14 protein-coding genes and 3 tRNA genes are annotated in these 17,855 nt (G+C 61.6%); 7 read left to right on the plus strand and 10 right to left on the minus strand.

Annotated elements, in window-relative coordinates:
• The 3 genes from BBX50_RS29455 to BBX50_RS21335 form a co-directional block, all read right to left on the minus strand.
• On the minus strand, positions 1 to 119 hold a 119-nt coding region (locus tag BBX50_RS29455; protein ID WP_139108845.1), incomplete at its 3' end, for a GTP-binding protein.
• Between the two features lie 277 nt (positions 120 to 396).
• Positions 397 to 470, minus strand: a tRNA-Gly gene (locus BBX50_RS21330).
• A gap of 23 nt (positions 471 to 493) precedes the next feature.
• Positions 494 to 578: transfer RNA gene (locus BBX50_RS21335), tRNA-Tyr, on the minus strand.
• A gap of 218 nt (positions 579 to 796) precedes the next feature.
• Between BBX50_RS21335 and BBX50_RS21340 the strand changes: the two genes are divergently transcribed.
• Both BBX50_RS21340 and BBX50_RS21345 read left to right on the plus strand, forming a co-directional pair.
• Complete coding sequence (locus BBX50_RS21340; protein ID WP_065777333.1) at positions 797 to 1,672, plus strand: RNA methyltransferase; 876 nt, start codon at positions 797 to 799, stop codon at positions 1,670 to 1,672.
• Positions 1,673 to 1,774: 102 nt separating this feature from the next.
• A complete protein-coding gene (locus BBX50_RS21345; protein ID WP_065777334.1) occupies positions 1,775 to 2,491 on the plus strand; it encodes an AprI/Inh family metalloprotease inhibitor in 717 nt (238 codons plus the stop codon).
• A gap of 95 nt (positions 2,492 to 2,586) precedes the next feature.
• Here BBX50_RS21345 and BBX50_RS21350 read toward each other — a convergent pair whose 3' ends face one another.
• Together BBX50_RS21350 and BBX50_RS21355 are read right to left on the minus strand one after the other, a co-directional pair.
• Positions 2,587 to 2,817: a hypothetical protein gene (locus BBX50_RS21350; protein ID WP_139108460.1), complete on the minus strand. Its 231-nt coding sequence runs from the start codon at positions 2,815 to 2,817 to the stop codon at positions 2,587 to 2,589.
• A gap of 161 nt (positions 2,818 to 2,978) precedes the next feature.
• Positions 2,979 to 3,599, minus strand: a complete 621-nt coding sequence (locus tag BBX50_RS21355) for an FMN-dependent NADH-azoreductase (protein ID WP_065777336.1) — start codon at positions 3,597 to 3,599, stop codon at positions 2,979 to 2,981.
• A 137-nt stretch (positions 3,600 to 3,736) separates the two neighbouring features.
• Between BBX50_RS21355 and BBX50_RS21360 the strand changes: the two genes are divergently transcribed.
• A complete protein-coding gene (locus BBX50_RS21360; RefSeq protein WP_065777337.1) occupies positions 3,737 to 4,678 on the plus strand; it encodes a LysR family transcriptional regulator in 942 nt (313 codons plus the stop codon).
• 212 nt (positions 4,679 to 4,890) lie between these two features.
• On the opposite strand, the gene BBX50_RS21365 is transcribed toward BBX50_RS21360, so the two are convergent.
• Positions 4,891 to 4,966 (minus strand) — tRNA-Thr (locus tag BBX50_RS21365).
• 157 nt (positions 4,967 to 5,123) lie between these two features.
• Between BBX50_RS21365 and BBX50_RS21370 the strand changes: the two genes are divergently transcribed.
• Complete coding sequence (locus tag BBX50_RS21370; protein ID WP_065777338.1) at positions 5,124 to 5,897, plus strand: NAD kinase; 774 nt, start codon at positions 5,124 to 5,126, stop codon at positions 5,895 to 5,897.
• Between the two features lie 101 nt (positions 5,898 to 5,998).
• Positions 5,999 to 6,502 (plus strand): hypothetical protein, encoded by a 504-nt coding sequence (locus BBX50_RS21375; protein ID WP_065777339.1) that lies wholly within the window; start codon positions 5,999 to 6,001, stop codon positions 6,500 to 6,502.
• Between the two features lie 66 nt (positions 6,503 to 6,568).
• Here BBX50_RS21375 and prfB read toward each other — a convergent pair.
• The 3 genes from prfB to BBX50_RS21390 all read right to left on the minus strand — a co-directional run bounded on the left by prfB (position 6,569) and on the right by BBX50_RS21390 (position 11,825).
• Positions 6,569 to 7,700, minus strand: a protein-coding gene (gene prfB, locus BBX50_RS21380; RefSeq protein ID WP_139108461.1) for a peptide chain release factor 2 whose coding sequence is annotated in 2 segments (ribosomal slippage) — positions 6,569 to 7,630 and positions 7,632 to 7,700 — 1,131 coding nt in all. Because the reading frame shifts where the segments join, the coding sequence is not laid out codon by codon here.
• A 97-nt stretch (positions 7,701 to 7,797) separates the two neighbouring features.
• Positions 7,798 to 10,251 carry a penicillin-binding protein 1A gene (locus BBX50_RS21385; protein WP_065777341.1) on the minus strand — a complete coding sequence of 818 codons (2,454 nt, stop codon included), beginning with the start codon at positions 10,249 to 10,251 and terminating at the stop codon, positions 7,798 to 7,800.
• A gap of 329 nt (positions 10,252 to 10,580) precedes the next feature.
• On the minus strand, positions 10,581 to 11,825 hold the full coding sequence (locus BBX50_RS21390) for an N-acetylmuramoyl-L-alanine amidase (protein WP_065777342.1): 1,245 nt from the start codon (positions 11,823 to 11,825) through the stop codon (positions 10,581 to 10,583).
• Between the two features lie 746 nt (positions 11,826 to 12,571).
• Here BBX50_RS21390 and BBX50_RS21395 point away from each other — a divergent pair.
• Positions 12,572 to 15,364, plus strand: coding sequence for a ribonuclease E/G (locus BBX50_RS21395; RefSeq protein ID WP_065777343.1), 2,793 nt, complete (start codon positions 12,572 to 12,574; stop codon positions 15,362 to 15,364).
• Positions 15,365 to 15,625: 261 nt separating this feature from the next.
• On the opposite strand, the gene BBX50_RS21400 is transcribed toward BBX50_RS21395, so the two are convergent.
• Positions 15,626 to 16,783 (minus strand): aminotransferase class I/II-fold pyridoxal phosphate-dependent enzyme, encoded by a 1,158-nt coding sequence (locus tag BBX50_RS21400; RefSeq protein ID WP_139108462.1) that lies wholly within the window; start codon positions 16,781 to 16,783, stop codon positions 15,626 to 15,628.
• Positions 16,784 to 17,015: 232 nt separating this feature from the next.
• On the opposite strand from BBX50_RS21400, the gene BBX50_RS21405 reads away from it, so the two are divergent.
• Entirely contained in the window at positions 17,016 to 17,783 is a 768-nt protein-coding gene (locus tag BBX50_RS21405) for a DsbA family protein (protein WP_065777345.1), read from the plus strand.
• The last annotated feature ends 72 nt before the right edge of the window (positions 17,784 to 17,855 follow it).

The following is a 17,855-nucleotide window of genomic DNA, read 5'->3' on the forward strand; positions in this document are numbered from 1 at the left end:
TTGAACTCGCCGAAGTACTTCGTGATCGCTGCAGTCAGCGACGTCTTGCCATGGTCAACGTGGCCAATCGTGCCAATGTTAACGTGCGGCTTGTTGCGCTCAAATTTGCTCTTTGCCATGGGTACGTTTCCTGTGGTCAAGTATGAATAATGATCAGCCGGCAGGGCCGGTTTGTGGAGCCGTTTAAGGGTTTCAGGGGATTTGCGCAAGACTTAATTGCGCGCGCCCGGACCGGCCGCCGACGGCCATTTCCAGCCGATATGTAAGAAGCGCGAAACGCCGACACAAGATCGAGCGGGAGCGAATCGCTACTCGCTCCGTCTGCAAAAGAATCAGACGTTTGGCGAGGGGCATTAATGTAGCTTATCAATTGAAGGGAAAGAATGGTGCCGCTGCTGGAGCGGGTAGCGGGAATCGAACCCGCGTATTCAGCTTGGAAGGCTGCTGCTCTACCATTGAGCTATACCCGCGGGCCTTCGATCCAGAAGCAGAATGGTGGAGGGAGTTGGATTTGAACCAACGTAGGCTGAGCCAACGGATTTACAGTCCGTCCCCTTTAACCACTCGGGCATCCCTCCATTATTCTGTCGGGATCTTTCGACCAAGCAATTGAGATCGCGAGACAACCTGCGACATGTCGTTGCCGCCTCTCGATCTGTGGCCGGGTATATGACTGCCCCGTTTCGTCCTGTCAACACGGCTCGACCGAAAATTTCCGAATTTCTCCACAGCTGCAAAAATAGACCCGATACCGAAAATCGTTTCGTCAGGCGCGCAACCTCACTATAAGACGCCCATGAGCAAAGATCGCACCGGCGACAAGAGCGCCAAGGACACCCATTACGCCAACCTCAGGCGCGCGCACCGCGACGCCAAACGCGAACGCGGCGAAATCCCGACGCCGAAGCAGGACAAGCGCCGCAAGGCGCCGGCCGATTGGAAGCCGCCGCAGCTGGCACCCGAACAGGTTCTGCTTTACGGCCTGCATACGGTTCGCGCCGCGCTCGACAATCCGGCGCGCCAGGTCGTTCGCTTGAGCGTCACCCAGAACGCCGCTGCGCGACTGGAACTCGGCGAACTCTCCGACCTGCCCTTCCCCGTTGAGACGGTGACGCCGCAGGACCTCGACGGGCTCCTCGGGCCGGACGCCATCCACCAGGGCGTCATGCTCGAAACGCGTCCCCTGCCCGTGCGCCGGCTCGACGCGCTTCGCGACTGCCCACTGCTTCTCGTCCTTGACCAGGTGACCGACCCGCACAATGTCGGCGCCATCATGCGCTCCGCCGTCGCCTTCGATGCCGGCGCGCTGATCACGACTATACGCCACAGCCCGACCGAATCAGGCGTGCTTGCCAAATCCGCCTCGGGCGCGCTCGAGATGATCCCCTATATCCAGATCACCAATCTGGCGGATGCGATCGAGGAACTGCACCGGCTGGGCTTCCAGACGATCGGCCTCGATTCGGAGGGACCGCAGCCGCTGGAGGGAACATTCAGCGGTGAGAAGATTGCACTGGTTCTCGGCTCAGAGGGCAAGGGATTGCGACAGAAGACCCGTTCGATCGTGACCGACCTTGCCCGGCTCGACATGCCCGGCGCGATCAAGTCGCTGAACGTCTCGAACGCGGCGGCCATCGCCATGTATGCGGCCCGCCAGTTCCTCAACCGCTGACCGGAGACCGGGGCCGCGAGACGTCCTGCGTCTCAAACCGCACGCTGTTGACGCGAAATTGTTGCCATGGAAATCTCCGGCCCCAGGGAGCTGGAGGATTTCATGGGTAAAGTGATCGGACGACGCGGTCGCCTGTCAACACGTGTGGTGCTTGCAATTTGCTGCTTCGCCCCGCAACACGCGCTGGCTGCCGGCGATATCGATCCGGCCATCATCGCAGCGCGGACCGGCGACTACCTCGTTGCCCCGGTCGACGGGGCCGCCGGCTGCAAGCTCGGTTTCACCGCGGATGAAACGATCGGCGGCTACGCCGTCACCGGTGCCGAGACCTGCGCGACGGCACTGCCGTCGATCTCCGAGGTCACAGCCTGGAACTTCGGCGAGAACGGCAGCCTGCTTTTGATTGATGTCCTGCGAAAAGTGCGTGCCCGCTTCGAGGAAAGCGAGGGCTCACCACCGCTGACGAGCGGCGAACTTGGCCCGCGGCTGGCGCTTGTGCCTGCCGTCGACGGCATTTCCCATTTGCCGGCACCGGCGAACGTCAAGGGCGCATGGCAAATGAAGCGCCCGGACGGAACTCCCGTCTGCCAGGTGAGCTTCGCCGACAAGTCCGACGACGACGGCAATTTCACGCTCTCCGTGCTTTCGCCTTGCGACACCACGGTCAAGAAGCTGAAGCTGCGGCGTTGGCAGGCAAACGGTCTAGGCATCACCCTGCTCGGCGAGGACGGCAACTCCCTTGCCTTCACCGCCACCGCGTCCGGGTTCGAGAAGGACCGGAACGAGGGCGGGACGCCACTTCTCCTCATTCGCAACTAGAGCGTCGCGCGTTCACATGGACGCACAAAGGACGCTCTCGCACTTTGATCCCAGAGTATCTTTCTGCCTCAGGTTAATCCGCTTGAGGCAGGATGCTAGCGGACCGTTGCGGCCTCGGACCAATCCGCCGTCGGGCAGCCGTCACGCAGCTTCTTCCAGGTGGAGACGTTGAGGTTCATTTCGCAGCGCGCCATGTAGGCATTGCCGTCGACCATTAGGCAGGCGACCTGTCCGAGCTCGTACTTCGAACCGTCGCGGTTGCGGCATGTACAATTGTGTGCACGCGCGGCGTCGGCGGCGAGCAGCGCAGCCACCGCAGCGGTCATGCCCAACAGAATTGTCCGCCGGTCTACCATCGCGGCATTATAAAGCAGATTGTGAAATCCTAAAACGGACAATGCCGGCTGCATCTGCAACCGGCATCGTCCGCACGCTGGGCCTTCGCCCCTCCAGCGGATCACCTCGGTGACCCGCTGAACCCTGAATGTTAGCTCGCCAGGCGAAGGACGTTGCCTTCCGAGATTGTCTTTTCTGCTTCGGCGATTGCGAACTGCTTTGAGTCGGCGCTGAGGTTCAGGCCTTCTGCACGGACGAATTCGAGGTCAGTGATGCCCAGGAAACCGAAGACCGAGGTCAGGTAGGATTCCTGGTGGTCCATGACGGCAGCCGGACCGGAGGAATAGTGACCGCCGCGGGTCGAGGCGACGATGACCTTCTTGCCCTTGGCGAGGCCTTCCGGACCATTCTCGGTGTAGCGGAACGTCTTGCCCGAAACGGCGATGCGGTCGATCCAGGCCTTCAGCTGGCTCGGGATACCGAAATTGTACATCGGGGCACCGATGATGATCGTGTCGGCGGCAAGGAATTCTTCGAGCAGGTCACGACCGAGCTTGACGTCGGCGGCGAGGTTGGCATCAACGCCTTCGAGGTCGGCCGGGGCCATGATCTGCGCGCCGGTCAGGTGCGGAAGCTGGCTCGAAGCAAGATCACGATAGGTAACCTTGGCATCCGGCCGATCGGCCTTGACCTGAGCAGCAAGTGCTGCCGTCAGGCGGCGGGAAACCGAGTGATCACCGAGGATACCGGAGTCGATATGAAGAACGTTCATGGGAACACCTTTGTGTTTGCGTTGCGGTGATCCACATATGATGGGAAAACAATCGCCCGATAAGTCAGCGTGTATTTGACATACTGTTTCCAGGCGGAAACAATCGGGCAAACGATCCGGACTTCGGAGACAGGATAATGCAGGATCTGAACGACCTCGCGCTTTTCGCCGCCGTGGTGCGCAGCAACGGCTTCAGTGCCGCAGCGCGCGACCTCAATATACCCAAATCCAAACTCAGCAAACATGTGGCGCGGCTTGAGGAACAGCTCGGCGTACGCCTGCTCGAACGCTCGACCCGCAAGCTGCGCGTCACCGATATCGGCCGCGTGTTCTACGACCATTGCCAGGGCCTGCTCGAAGGTGTTGCCGCGGCCGAGGCCGAGATTGCCGCCGTGCGGGCGGAACCCTCCGGCACGGTGAGGCTCGCCTGCCCGCTCGGTTTTACCCCGATGCTCGCCGATATCCTGCCGGCGTTTCACCGCCGCTATCCCGGCGTCCGGCTGTTGATAACCGCCACCAACCGGCGGATCGACCTGATCGAGGAACGGGTCGACGTGGCGCTGCGCGCCCGCGGACAGCTCGATACCGACAACCAGCTGATCATCAAGAAATTCGGCGAAGTGCGCGAGCGACTGGCGGCCAGCCCGACGTTCCTTGCCCGCTCGGGCGAGATTACTATCGACAACCTCAGCCAGCAGGCAACGCTGTCAATGAACGAGCAGCACCCGACCGATGTCTGGCACCTTGTCTCGGTCGATGGCAACACGACGGAAATCTCCCACCGCCCGATCGTCGGCTGCAGCGATTTCATCATCCTCGAGCGCGCCGCAATCGAGGGCATGGGCGTGGCGCTGTTGCCCGACCATATCTGCGAGCGCGCCTTCCGCGCCGGCGTGCTGGTGCCGGTCTTGCCGGAATGGACCTCCAACGACGTTGTCGTTCACCTGGTCTTCCCGTCCCGCCAGGGCATGCTGCCGGCGACTAGGGCGCTGATCGACTATCTCGCCGAAAATCTCCTCAACGCCTTGCAGAAATGCCGGGAAGTTCCGGTGCGGATGGCTGCCTCGTTCGACATCTGACGGCGAGAACGCGATCCAGATCTTCAGGCCGCCGATTCCATACCTCGAAAGTGGCGTCCTCAAGAACTTGGGCGCTGAGGCTCTCGAGCCAACGTCAGTGCGCATCCTGCAGAACCGCCTGGCCGACTCAGCCTGCTGCGGCTCAGCGTTGCGGTCACCCGCTTACTAAATGGGAACGTTGGAACGGAAAATCTTGCTTCGCAAGGCATTGCTGGTGCCCCCAGAGAGACTCGAACTCCCGACCTACTGATTACAAATCAGCCGCTCTACCAACTGAGCTATAAGGGCACTTACAGCGCTCGGAGTTACCATAATCTCGTGCGGTGTAAAGCAAAATTGCGAATTCTCCCAATTTTTCAGATGCGTTCGGTTTCCGGCCATGCCAGAAACGATAAAGAGAGATCGCCGTAAGCGGCGCGCAACATATCGAGCGGACTAGAATTTGATGGCCCGAACGTTCAATTCCTTCGCCTTTCTCGCCTCGTCCGCGGAGGAGGCTCAGAAGGCTGCGGCCGATCTCAAGGCGATCTATGGCGACAATGATCCGGCAAAGGCCGACGTGATCGTGGCGCTTGGCGGCGATGGCTTCATGCTGCAGACGCTGCATCAGACCATGAACAGCGGCAAACTGGTCTATGGCATGAACCGCGGATCGGTCGGCTTCCTGATGAACCGCTACAGCACCGACAATCTGACGGACCGCATTTGCCTCGCCGTCGAGAACGCGTTCCATCCGCTGGAAATGCAGACCACCGACGTCTACGGCGAGAGTTTTACGGCGCTGGCGATCAACGAGGTCTATCTCTTCCGCCAATCCTATCAGGCCGCCAAGCTGCGCGTCCTGATCGACGGAAAGACGCGGCTGGAGGAACTGACCTGCGATGGATTGCTGGTGGCGACTCCTGCTGGATCGACCGCCTACAACCTCTCCGCCCATGGCCCGATCTTGCCGCTGGAAGCGCCGCTTCTCGCCATGACGCCGGTCAGTGCCTTCCGTCCGCGCCGCTGGCGCGGGGCGCTCCTGCCGAACCATGTCACGGTCGAGATCGAAATCCTCGAAGCCGACAAGCGCCCGGTCAACGCCGTTGCCGACCACCAGGAAGTGAAGTCGGTGGTCAAGGTGCGGATCGCCGAATCGGAGAACATGACGGCGCGCATTCTCTCGGATCCCGATCATTCCTGGTCGGACCGCATCCTGGCCGAGCAGTTTTCGAACTGAGTGCACGTTCTGCGCGCCACCTGTGATATGATCCGCGGCAATCGCGCCCACTGATGACGACTGCCGCTGTGGCGGCAACGCCGCCGCTTGAAAGGACAAAAATGCCGACGCACAGACCCGCCCTCCTCGCTCTTATCCTGTTGATGAGCAGCGCCGGCGCCAAGGCCGAGGACGCAAACGTCGTGCCGCCGCAGGCAACCTTCGTCACCAGCACCGGCTATTGGGAGGAAAGCGGAGAACCGCTTTCGGCGCTCGATCCCAGCACCGCGACGGCGCCCGCCGAAAAGCAAGAGGCAGCCAGGCGTGGCTACTACAAACTGATCGCACTTCGTCAGACGGACGGTACCGCGCAGATCCATCTGCAGCAGATCGAGGCGACAGCGACTGGTCCCGTGGTGGTTTCATCGGCCGAACTCGAGGAATTTACAGCGCTGAAGGCCTATGTCACCGACATTCGCCCGGAGACCTCGACCGGCGTCACCGCTCAATCGGGCATGTTTGCAACCGTCTATCTGAAAACCGACCCGAGCGCGCGCGAACCGGAAACCTGGACCGTGCTGATCGACGATCTCGGCGACATCAAGATCGAGCGGGCATCGAACTGAGAAAACGAAAAGGCCGGGCGCGAACACCCGGCCTTTTCATTCAAAATCTGTGGACCGCCTTCGGCCTTAGTTGAGATCGTCGACGGCTGCATCCGCACCACCGCTGACGCGGTGGGCGAGTGCGGCTTCCATGAACTCGTTGAGCTCGCCGTCGAGAACGTCGCCCGGTGCCGTGCTTTCGACACCGGTGCGCAGGTCCTTGACCAGCTGGTAGGGCTGCAGCACGTAGGAGCGGATCTGGTGGCCCCACCCGATATCGGTCTTCGAAGCCGCTTCGGCATTGGCCGCGTCCTCGCGCTTCTTCAGCTCGGACTCGTAGAGACGGGCGCGCAGCATGTCCCAGGCCTTCGCCCGGTTCTTGTGCTGCGAACGTTCCTGCTGGCACTGCACGACGATTCCGGACGGCATGTGCGTGATGCGCACGGCCGAGTCGGTCGTGTTGACGTGCTGGCCGCCGGCGCCCGACGAACGGTATGTGTCGATGCGGCAGTCGCTCTCGTTAATGTCGATCTGGATCGAATCATCGACGACCGGGTAGACCCAGATCGACGAGAACGAGGTGTGACGGCGCGCGTTGCTGTCATAGGGCGAGATGCGAACGAGGCGGTGCACGCCCGATTCGGTCTTCAGCCAGCCATAGGCATTGTGGCCCTTGACGAGCAGCGTCGCAGACTTGATGCCCGCCTCTTCGCCGTCCTGAATTTCCATCAGCTCGACCTTGTATCCCTGGCGCTCGGACCAGCGGGTATACATGCGCAGAAGCATGTTGGCCCAGTCCTGGCTTTCGGTGCCGCCGGCACCGGAATGCACTTCGAGATAGGTGTCGTTCTGGTCGGCCTCGCCCGAGAGCATCGCCTCGACCTGCTTCTTGGCCGCTTCGTTGCGCAGCTCGCGCAGCGCCTGTTCGGCATCAGTAATGATCGCCGCGTCGCCCTCTTCCTCACCGAGCTCGATGAGTTCGATGTTGTCGTTGAGCTGCTGCTCGAAACGGCGCAGGCCATTGATGCCGTCATCGAGCTGCTGGCGCTCGCGCATCAGTTTCTGCGCTTCAGAGGCATCGTTCCAGAGGGTCGGATCTTCCGCCTTGTTGTTCAACCAGTCCAGTCGTCTTACCGCCTGATCCCAGTCAAAGATGCCTCCTCAGCAGGCTTATGGCCTGCTTGATTTCGTCGACAATATTCTCGATTTCGCTGCGCATGATCCTGCTTCTTGTGAACCGATATGAAAGTGAGCGTCAAATAACGATGCCCGCCGCTGATGTAAAGGCGGCGGGCAGCGCACGAGGGGGATAAGGATTAGAACAGGCCGTTGGATCCCGAAGTCACCGCCTGGTTCGCCTGCGGCGAGTTCTTCAGGATCTCTTCCGGCGGCACATACTGGTCGAGCCCGCCGATGACCGAGAAGGTGTCGGCCGGGCCGGTGCCAGGCTTGAAGGCCTCGATGATCGTGTCCGGCTCACCCTCTTGGGCGGCCATGCCGGTCTTGCGGTTGACGGCGACCATGCTCATGCCCTCGGGCACGACGAACTTGCTCGGGCGCGTTCCCTTGACCGCCTCGGTCATGAAATCGTTGAAGATTGGCACGGCGAGGCTGCCGCCGGTCGCGCCACGACCGAGCGGAGCCGGGTTGTCAAAGCCGAGATAGAGGCCGGCGACCATGTCCGGCGTATAGCCGACGAACCAGGCATCCTTTTCGTCATTGGTGGTACCGGTCTTGCCGGCCACCGGACGGTCGAGCTTGATCTTGCCGGCAGCCGTGCCGCGCAGCACTACGCCCTCCATCATCGACGTGATCTGGTAGGAGGTCATCGGGTCGAGCACCTGCTCGCGGTTGTCGGTCAAAACCGGCTCTTCCTGGCTCTGCCAATCGCCGGCGTTGCAGTTGTCGCAGGTGCGGTCCTCGTGGCGGAAGATCGTCTTGCCGTAGCGGTCCTGGATGCGGTCGATCAGCGACGGCTTGATCTGCTTGCCGCCATTGGCGAGCACGGAATAGGCCGAGACCATGCGCAGGACCGTCGTTTCGCCGGAGCCCAGCGACATCGCGAGCAGCGGCGGCATCTTGTCGTAGATGCCGAAGCGCTCGGCATATTCGGCGACGAGGTTCATGCCCATGTCGTTGGCGAGGCGAACCGTCATCAGGTTGCGCGACTTCTCGATGCCTAGGCGCAGCGTCGACGGGCCGGCCGAGCCGCCGCCGTAGTTTTCCGGGCGCCAGACCTGACCGCCCGCGACGATCTCGATCGGAGCGTCGAGAATGACCGACGCCGGCGTGTAGCCATTATCGAGTGCCGCCGCATAGACGAAAGGCTTGAACGACGAGCCCGGCTGGCGCATGGCCTGGGTCGCGCGGTTGAATTCCGACTGGCCATAGGAGAAGCCGCCGACCATCGCAAGAACACGGCCCGTCTGCGGATCCATGGCGACAAGGCCACCCTGCACCTTCGGCGGCTGGCGCAGGCGGTACGCGCCCTTCTCCGGCAGCGGCTCGACATAGACGACGTCGCCAGCACCGAACACGCCCTCAGGCGACTTCGCCGATTTGCGGTCGCCGTTGGCGGAACGGTAGGCCCACTGCATGTTCTTGGCGGAGATGTGCCCGGTGACGCGGTCCGCAACAATCTTGCCTGAGGCTTCCTTGTCCGGCTGGATGCCGATCTCGGCACCCTGCGCATCGACCGACAGAACGACGGCGAGCTTCCACTCCGGCACATCGCTGAAGGCGACAACCGCGCCGAGCGGCTCGCCCCAGTCGCCGCCGATCTCGATCGTCTTGACCGGTCCGTGGAAGCCGCGGCGCTCGTCATAGGTCAACAGGCCAGCCTGAAGGGCCTTGCGCGCCGCAGTCTGCAAACGCGGATCCAGCGAGGTACGGACCGAGAGGCCGCCTTCGTAGAGGGCGTTGTCGCCGTATTTCTGGATGATTTGGCGGCGAACTTCCTCCGCGAAGAAGTCGGACGCAAAGAGGTGCGCGCCGCCGCGGCGCGGATTGACGCCGAGCGGCTGCTTCTTGGCCTCCTCGCCGTCGGCCTTGGTGACGTAGCCGTTCTCCACCATACGGTCGATCACCCAGTTGCGGCGCTCGATGGCGGCTTCGGTCTTGCGGAACGGATGGTAGTTGGCCGGGCCCTTCGGAAGCGCCGCGAGATAGGCGGTCTCTGCGATGGTCAGCTCGGTGACCGACTTATCGAAATAGGTAAGCGCCGCGCCAGCAATACCGTAGGAATTGAGACCGAAGAAGATCTCGTTGAGGTAGAGCTCGAGAATGCGATCCTTGCTATAGGCCTGCTCGATTCGGAAGGACAGGATCGCTTCCTTGACCTTGCGGTCGATCGTCTGGTCGGAGGACAGGAGGAAGTTCTTCGCCACCTGCTGTGTAATCGTTGACGCGCCGACCGGCCGCCGGCCAGAGCCGAAATTCTGCAGGTTCACCGCGATGGCGCGCGCCAGGCCGGTGATGTCAACGCCCGGATGCTGGTAGAAGTTCTTGTCTTCCGCCGAGATGAAGGCCGCCTTGACACGATCCGGAATGGCCTGGATCGGCAGGTAGAGGCGCCGCTCGCGCGCATACTCGGCCATCAGCGCACCGTTACCGGCATGGAAGCGCGTCGTTACCGGCGGCGAGTATTTGGCCAGCACCTCATAGTCGGGCAGATCCTTGGTGACGACGCCCAGATAAAGCGCCGCGGCCGCGGCCACGCCAAGCAGCAGAAACGCACCAATCCCGAAGAAATATCCAATCAGCCTGATCATCAGTCAGATACCAGTACCTTCATTATCGTCCAATCGCCGGACCGCCAGCACAAATTCTGTCCCGCCGGCTCGCATTGCGCCGGCCCGACCAAACTCTTCCGTCAGAAATCGTCTGGCGTGGCGGCTTCCCGCAGCCCGGCCCCTCATATGGTGAGGAACCCCAGGCTTCAACTCGTTTCTCAACAAATCAGGGCGCAATTCCGGTTACGTCCGGGATTGTGCATAAAATAGGGCTTGTTTCCGATTATAGCGTGCGCATCCAGTTGAAAAGCATAGCGCTGTTACCGGGGCGACACAAATCACTTCGTCGCCGCGCATGCCTTCAAGCGTCAACCGCCGCTTGCGACGGCCTGCTCGCGGTAACGCTGAACCGCAACCGCAAGACGCTCGGAAACCTTCTTGCGCCACTCCGGATCCAAAAGCAGCTTCTCGTCCTCCTTGTTCGACAGGAAGCCCAGTTCCAAGAGGATTGACGGCACATCAGGCGCTTGCAGCACACGGAAACCGGCGAAACGGTGGGGGTTGTTGATGAGGTTGATCTGCCCTTCGAAGGAAGAAACGACCGCGCGCGCCATGTTGACCGAGAACGCCTGGGTCTCGCGACGCGTCAGGTCGATGAGGATATCGGCGACCTCCGCAGGCTCGCTCTGCAGCGGCACTCCGGCGATCTCGTCGGACAGGTTTTCACGGTCAGCGAGACTTGCGGCCAGGTGGTCCGAAGCCTTGTCGGAAATCGTGTAGACCGTAGCGCCGCGGATTTCCTTCTGCCGAAGCGCATCGGCATGGAGCGAAATGAAGAGATTGGCGCCCCTGTTGCGTGCGATCTGAACGCGCTGGGGCAACGAGAGAAAGACGTCCTTGTCGCGGGTGAGAAAGGCCTCGATCCCGGTCCCCCGGTTGAGCGCCTCGACGAGATCCATCGCAAATGCCAGAGTGACGTGCTTCTCCTCCGTCTTCGTCTCACTTGCGAGCGCACCGGTATCGATGCCGCCGTGGCCGGCGTCGATCGCGATGATGAAGGGGCCGCCCTCCTTGGTAGGCGCAACGGCGACCGGCCTATCGGTTTTGGCGGCAGCAACCGATCCGGTCCACTGCTGCTCGCCGAGAAGCGCATCGAAGCGGGCCTGGTCGACCCGTTCGGCATCAAGGACGAGGCGATAGCCCTTGCCCCCCTCCTCGGCGATCACTTCCGCATGCGTCACCGCAACCGGGCCGGTGGCCGAAAGGACGATGCGCGAGCTTCCGGCACCCATGCCGCCATAGCGGATCGCGTCGAACAGGCCGCGTGGCTCGAGGCTATCCGATTTCAGACCGAAAGCCGTTTCCGGCAGATCGACGACAACGCGAACGGGATCGGCCACGTAGTGAAGAGAGAATTCGGGCTTGCGGTCGAACTGAACCACGACCCGGGTGCGGGCGTCGTCACCGGCGATGCGCGCGCCAAACGCGAGCAACGGACCCGGCTCGACGGCGTTGGCGGCCGGCACGCTCAACAGGAGACTGCCCGCGACCAGCGACGCACTCAGCAAGCGCCAACTCGGGCGCGGCAACAACGACAACAGCGAACTACGCATACAAACCGCCAAAGGTTTCACCTCGGGCTCTCCACCACTTTCCCAGGGATCGGACGGCGGCCGACGCGCAACCGCGAATACATGATTGATCAATGAACCCTTATGGTTAACCAAAGCTTGACAAAGATCATGCTCCGCACGCGGCCGAGACGATCGATTCTTCCTTCGCCGACCTACTCCACGAGGACAAGCGAATCGATCATTATTGTGGCGGCGCGGGCTTTTCCCTTGCCAATGTGACATAGAAAACATAAAAGCGTCACAAGGAGAAAGTGTTGACGGGATAGAACAGTCGACCGGGCAGCCGGAGCTTCTCCAAAGCTTGGCGCCAGGGAGTGATCGAACCGGATTGACCGGTTAAACGTATCGCACTTCCGCGGTCGCAAGGTGTTCATCCGCCGTCGCTGCATTTCCTCCCCGTACACTGGATCGCAAATTTCCGGCGGTGGCCGGAGTTCTTGATGGTGATTTTTCACCAGCGCCCGCAAGCGGGCGTATTCATCGGGTCTTCATGAGACCTTGGACATTGGCATTCTTGTTTGGTCATTGATGTTGACTCAGCAGTATCGGTCAGAAGTAGAGCGGCCCCGGGACAGTCATGTTCCCGCTGTCGTCTGGCTGCTGCACCATCGCCTGCACCAAACAGGAACTTTCATATCCGGCACACCTATTGACGTGTTTGGCAGCCTTCCCAAGGAAGCAGGTCTGTCTCCCGTCCCGCTGGTGCGCCGAGGAGCACAGCTTAGATGGCAGAGAAAATGCTTATCGATGCGTCTCACTCCGAGGAGACGCGCGTCGTTGTCGTTCGCGGGAACCGCATAGAAGAATTCGACTTCGAGTCGGAACATAAGAAACAAATCCGCGGCAATATCTATCTGGCGAAGGTCACCCGGGTGGAGCCGTCGCTCCAAGCCGCCTTCGTCGACTATGGCGGCAACCGTCATGGATTTCTGGCTTTCGCCGAAATTCACCCCGACTACTACCAGATCCCGCTTGCCGATCGTCAGGCCCTGTTGAAGGCCGAAGCGGAAGAAGCGCGGCGCGACGACGACATCGAGCATGTCGAAACGGCGCCCGCCCCGGCAAGCGAACTTTCCGTCCCCGTCGATCTCGAAGTGGCAGCGGAAGTCGAACTGCAGTCCGTAGAAGCAGCTGCCGCTGCCGAACCGGTCGTCGAGGAAGAAGCGCCGGCCGAAAAGCCGAAGGCAAAGCCGAAGCGCACCCGCAAGACCAAGGCTAAGGCCGCGGAAGAAGCAGCGGCAGCATCCACCGATGGCGACGAGAGCAACAGCGGCGAAATGGCCGCGATGGTTGATACCGACGCTATCTCCGAGGACGTCGACAGCCGTCGTCGCCATGACGATGACGACGATGACGACGACAGCCACGATGGCGAAAAGGAAATCATCGAATCCGTCGGCGCCGAAGACGCCATGGAAGAGGTTCCCGACCGCCAGACCCGCAAGCCCCGCAAGCAATACCGCATCCAGGAAGTCATCAAACGCCGGCAGATCCTGCTCGTGCAGGTGGCCAAGGAAGAACGCGGCAACAAGGGCGCTGCGCTGACGACCTATCTGTCGCTGGCCGGCCGCTACTCGGTGCTGATGCCGAACACGGCGCGCGGCGGCGGCATCTCCCGCAAGATCACCAACCTTCAGGACCGCAAGCGTCTGAAGGAAATCGCGCGCGGCCTCGAAGTGCCGCAAGGCATGGGCGTCATCCTGCGCACGGCCGGTGCCAACCGCACCAAGGTCGAGATCAAGCGCGACTTCGAATATCTGATGCGCCTGTGGGAGAACGTCCGCACGCTGACGCTCAATTCCACGGCCCCTTGCCTCGTCTACGAGGAAGGCAGCCTGATCAAGCGCTCGATCCGCGATCTCTACAACAAGGACATCAGCGAGATCATCGTTTCCGGCGAGGAAGGCTACAAGGAAGCCAAAGGCTTCATGAAGATGCTGATGCCGAGCCACGCCAAGGTGGTTCAGCCCTACCGCGACGTGCATCCGATCTTCTCGCGCTCCGGCATCGAGGCACAGCTCGATCGCATGCTGCAGCCGCAGGTGACGCTGAAGTCCGGCGGTTACATCATCATCAACCAGACCGAAGCGCTGGTTTCGATCGACGTCAACTCCGGTCGTTCGACCCGCGAGCACTCGATCGAAGACACCGCGCTGCAGACCAACCTTGAAGCAGCCGAGGAAGTTGCGCGCCAGCTGCGCCTGCGCGACCTTGCCGGTCTCGTGGTCATCGACTTCATCGACATGGAAGAAAAGCGCAACAACCGCGCTGTCGAGAAAAAGCTGAAGGACTGCCTGAAGAACGATCGCGCCCGCATCCAGGTCGGTCGCATCTCGCATTTCGGCCTGCTCGAAATGTCGCGCCAGCGCATCCGCGCTTCTGTGCTCGAATCGACGATGCAGACCTGCCCGCACTGCAACGGCACGGGCCACGTTCGCTCGCAGTCCTCCGTTGCCCTGCACGTTCTGCGCGGCATCGAAGAGTATCTGCTCAAGAACACCACGCACGACATCACCGTACGCACCATCCCCGATATCGCGCTCTACCTGCTCAACCAGAAGCGCGGCACGATCATGGACTACGAGGCCCGCTTCGGCGTCTCGATCATCATCGAGGCTGATGCCCATGTCGGTGCGCAGCACTTCGCGATCGATCGCGGCGAACCGGTCGAAAACCCGGTCAAGATCGAGCAGCTCCTGCATTTCGAGCCGGAGCCGGAAGAAGAAGATGACGTCGTGATCGAAGAGGATCTCGACGAGGAAGAAGCAGAAGAAATCGTCGGCGAGCAGCGCCAGGAGCAACCGAAGGCCGCGGCTCAGTCCGACGACCAGGGCGGACGCAAGCGCAAGCGCCGTCGCCGCCGTCGCGGCAAGGGTGGCCAGCAGGCCGAGGGCGGCGTCACGCAGGTCTCCGAAGCAGCATCCGACACCGACGACGGTGCCGACGAGGGTGAAGCGGACGACGAGGGTGTTGATGCCGACTCCACGACCGCCGATGGCGACCAGAAGCGCAAGCGCCGTCGCCGCGGCAAGCGTGGCGGTCGTCGCAATCGTCCAGAGGGAGAAGGTGAAGGCCAACTCGACGCCGACGCGGAAACGGCTAGCGATGAAGCCGATGAGACGGAGAGCGTAGACGCTCCGGTCTCTGCTGCCGAAGCTGAAGTGGCGGTCGCGGTTGAGGAAACGGTCGCGGTGGTCGAGGAAGCCGAAGCGGCGGAAGCAAAGCCCGCCAAGCCGAAACGGACCCGCAAGAAGGCTGTGAAGGTCGAGGAACCGGTCGCAAGCGCTGACGAAGCTGCCCAAGCGGCAGTCGAAGACCAGCCGGCAGTCGCCGTCGAGGCGGTGGAAGAGGCTGTGGCCGATCTCGCCGAAGCCAAGCCGACGCGGGCGAACCGCGACCTTTCGAAGATTGCTTCGGAACCGGTTGTGACGTCGAGCGCAACCAAGCCCGAGGGCGAAGAAGAAGATTCGACCAAGCCGAAAAAGGGCGGCTGGTGGCAGCGCCGCGGCTTCTTCTAAGAAGCCGCCCTCCGGTTCCTAGAGCATCCCGCTCTCAAGTGGGTCCATGCGAGGCGGAAAGATGCTCTAGAATCAAAGTGCTAGAGCGTCCTTGGTGCGTTCATATGAACGCACGGCGCTCTGGTCGATGCCGAATCAGGAACCGCAGCGCTGAACGCGAAAATTCGTAAAACGAGAAAGGCCCGGATCGCTCCGGGCCTTTCTTCTTGGGTGACGGTGAAAGCTGCGGGCCATGTCCGCCGCTGCCTTTCGATCAGGCATTCAAGAAAGCCAGCGGGCGATCCTGTCCATCGCCTCAGCCATGTCAGCCTCAGCGCCGGCGTAGGAAAAGCGCATGGTGCGGTGCCCCTCCAACGGATCAAAATCGAAACCTGGCGTCGCTGCGACATTGATTTCGGCCAGCATCCGGCGCGCGAACGCCATGCTGTCATTGGTAAAGCGGCTGACATCGGCATAGGCATAGAAGGCGCCATCCATCGGCGAGGCGATGGAAAATCCGATCTCCGGCAGGCGCTTCAAAAGCAATTCCCGATTGGCCGCATAGGCAGCCTTGTACCGGTCGAGTTCCTCGTGGGCGTCGAGTGCAGCCTCGGCCGCTATCTGCGACAGTTCCGGCGGTGAAATATAGAGGCTCTGGGCAATCCGTTCGAAGCCACGCACCTTGTCGGCCGGCAGCACCATCCAACCGATCCGCCAGCCGGTCATGCAGTAGTATTTCGAGAAGGAGTTGATGACGACGACGTCGTCGGTGACTTCAAGCGCGCTTGCCTCTTCGCCAGCAAAGGTCAGCCCGTGATAGATCTCATCCGAGATGAAGGCGATCGCTTCCGCGCGGCAATAGTCAGCCAGTGCCTTGAGGCCCGCTCGGCCCGTCACGGTGCCGGTCGGATTGGCAGGGCTCGCCAGCAGTACGCCCTTCAACGGTCGGCCAACCTTTGCGGCCGCGCGCGCCAGACTTTCCGGTGTCAGGGTGAAGCCGGTCTCGGCATTGGCTTCGACCTCGACAACGGTCAAACCGAGCGCTGCGAGGATGTTGCGATAGGCAGGATAACCAGGGCGAGCAATGGCGACGCAATCGCCGGGATCGAAAAGCGCCAGAAAGGCGAGGTTGAAGCCGGCGGACGAGCCGGTTGTCACGGCGACCCGCTGCGGATCCAGGTGGATGCCATGGCGCTTTTCATAATGACGGGCAATTGCGGTGCGCAACGACAGAGTTCCGAGCGCGTCGGTATAACCGAGCCGACCATGCTCCAGGGCTTTGCGCGCGGCGTCCAATGCCGCCTTGGGTGCCGGATGCGCCGGCTGTCCGACGGCCATGGAGATCACCGGATGGCCGGCATCGCGGCGGCGGGTCGCCTCCGCCAGCACATCCATCGCGTGAAAGGGCTCAACGGCGCTTCGTTTTGACAAGTCTATCACGGGAAATCCTCGATATGCGGCTGCTCACAAGCCCTTTGCCCGATGAAAATGACCTTCACAAGTCCGCGAGTGCCGTATTTCCGCCGATTTTGCCGTTTCGTTTCCGCGGCACCCACCCTATGCTGCCGGCATATTGCGGATACGAGGAATCCTGTTGCCTTTCCGAACAGTCGGTTGACCCGGCGACACGCGATGGACGACACACGGGATACGCAAGGACAACGAGGTAGAAATGAATTTCAGCACGAAGATGATTGCCGCCGGAACGCTCGCTGCGCTCGTGGCCGGGGTCAGCCTGCCGCAGAACGCGCTCGCGCTTGACGCGAAGCAGAAGGAAGAGATCGGCGCCTTCATCAAGGAATACCTGATTGCCAATCCGGAGATCATGCTGGAAGTCCAGGAGGCGCTGACGACGAAGCAGCGCGCCAAGCAGCAGGAAGCGGCAGAAACCGCAATCACCGAGAATGAGAAGGCGATCTTCAACTCCGACTACGACATGGTCCTTGGCAATCCCAAGGGCGATGTCACCGTGGTCGAATTCTATGATTACAACTGCGGCTATTGCAAACGCGCCCTTTCGGACATGGACGACATCCTCGCCAAGGACAAGAACGTCCGCTTCGTGCTGAAGGAACTGCCGATCCTCGGTCCGGATTCGCTCGCCGCCCACAAGGTCAGCGCCGCCTTCCGCCTCGTGGCACCCGAGAAATACGGCGACTTCCACCGTGCGCTGCTCGGTGGCGAGGATCGTGCGACGGAGGAAACGGCCCTGGCAGTCGCCGCAAAGCTTGGCGTCACGGAGAAAGATCTGCGCGCCAAGATGGAAAAGGAACCGCATGATGCGGCCGTGCGCGAGGCCTATGGCCTTGCCAACGATCTCGGCATCACCGGCACGCCCTCCTACGTCATCGGCAACGAGGCGGTCTTTGGGGCCGTCGGCGCCGAGGAAATCGAGAGCAAGGTCGCCAATATGCGCGAATGCGGCAAGACCGCCTGCTGACAAACCTTCCCATGACTGTGGACAAATCCCGCGGGGGCCCAAAGGGCTTTTCCTCGCGGGACCATCGGTCTA

This window comes from Ensifer sp. LC11, assembly GCF_001695835.1.
GTDB lineage: Bacteria > Pseudomonadota > Alphaproteobacteria > Rhizobiales > Rhizobiaceae > Ensifer.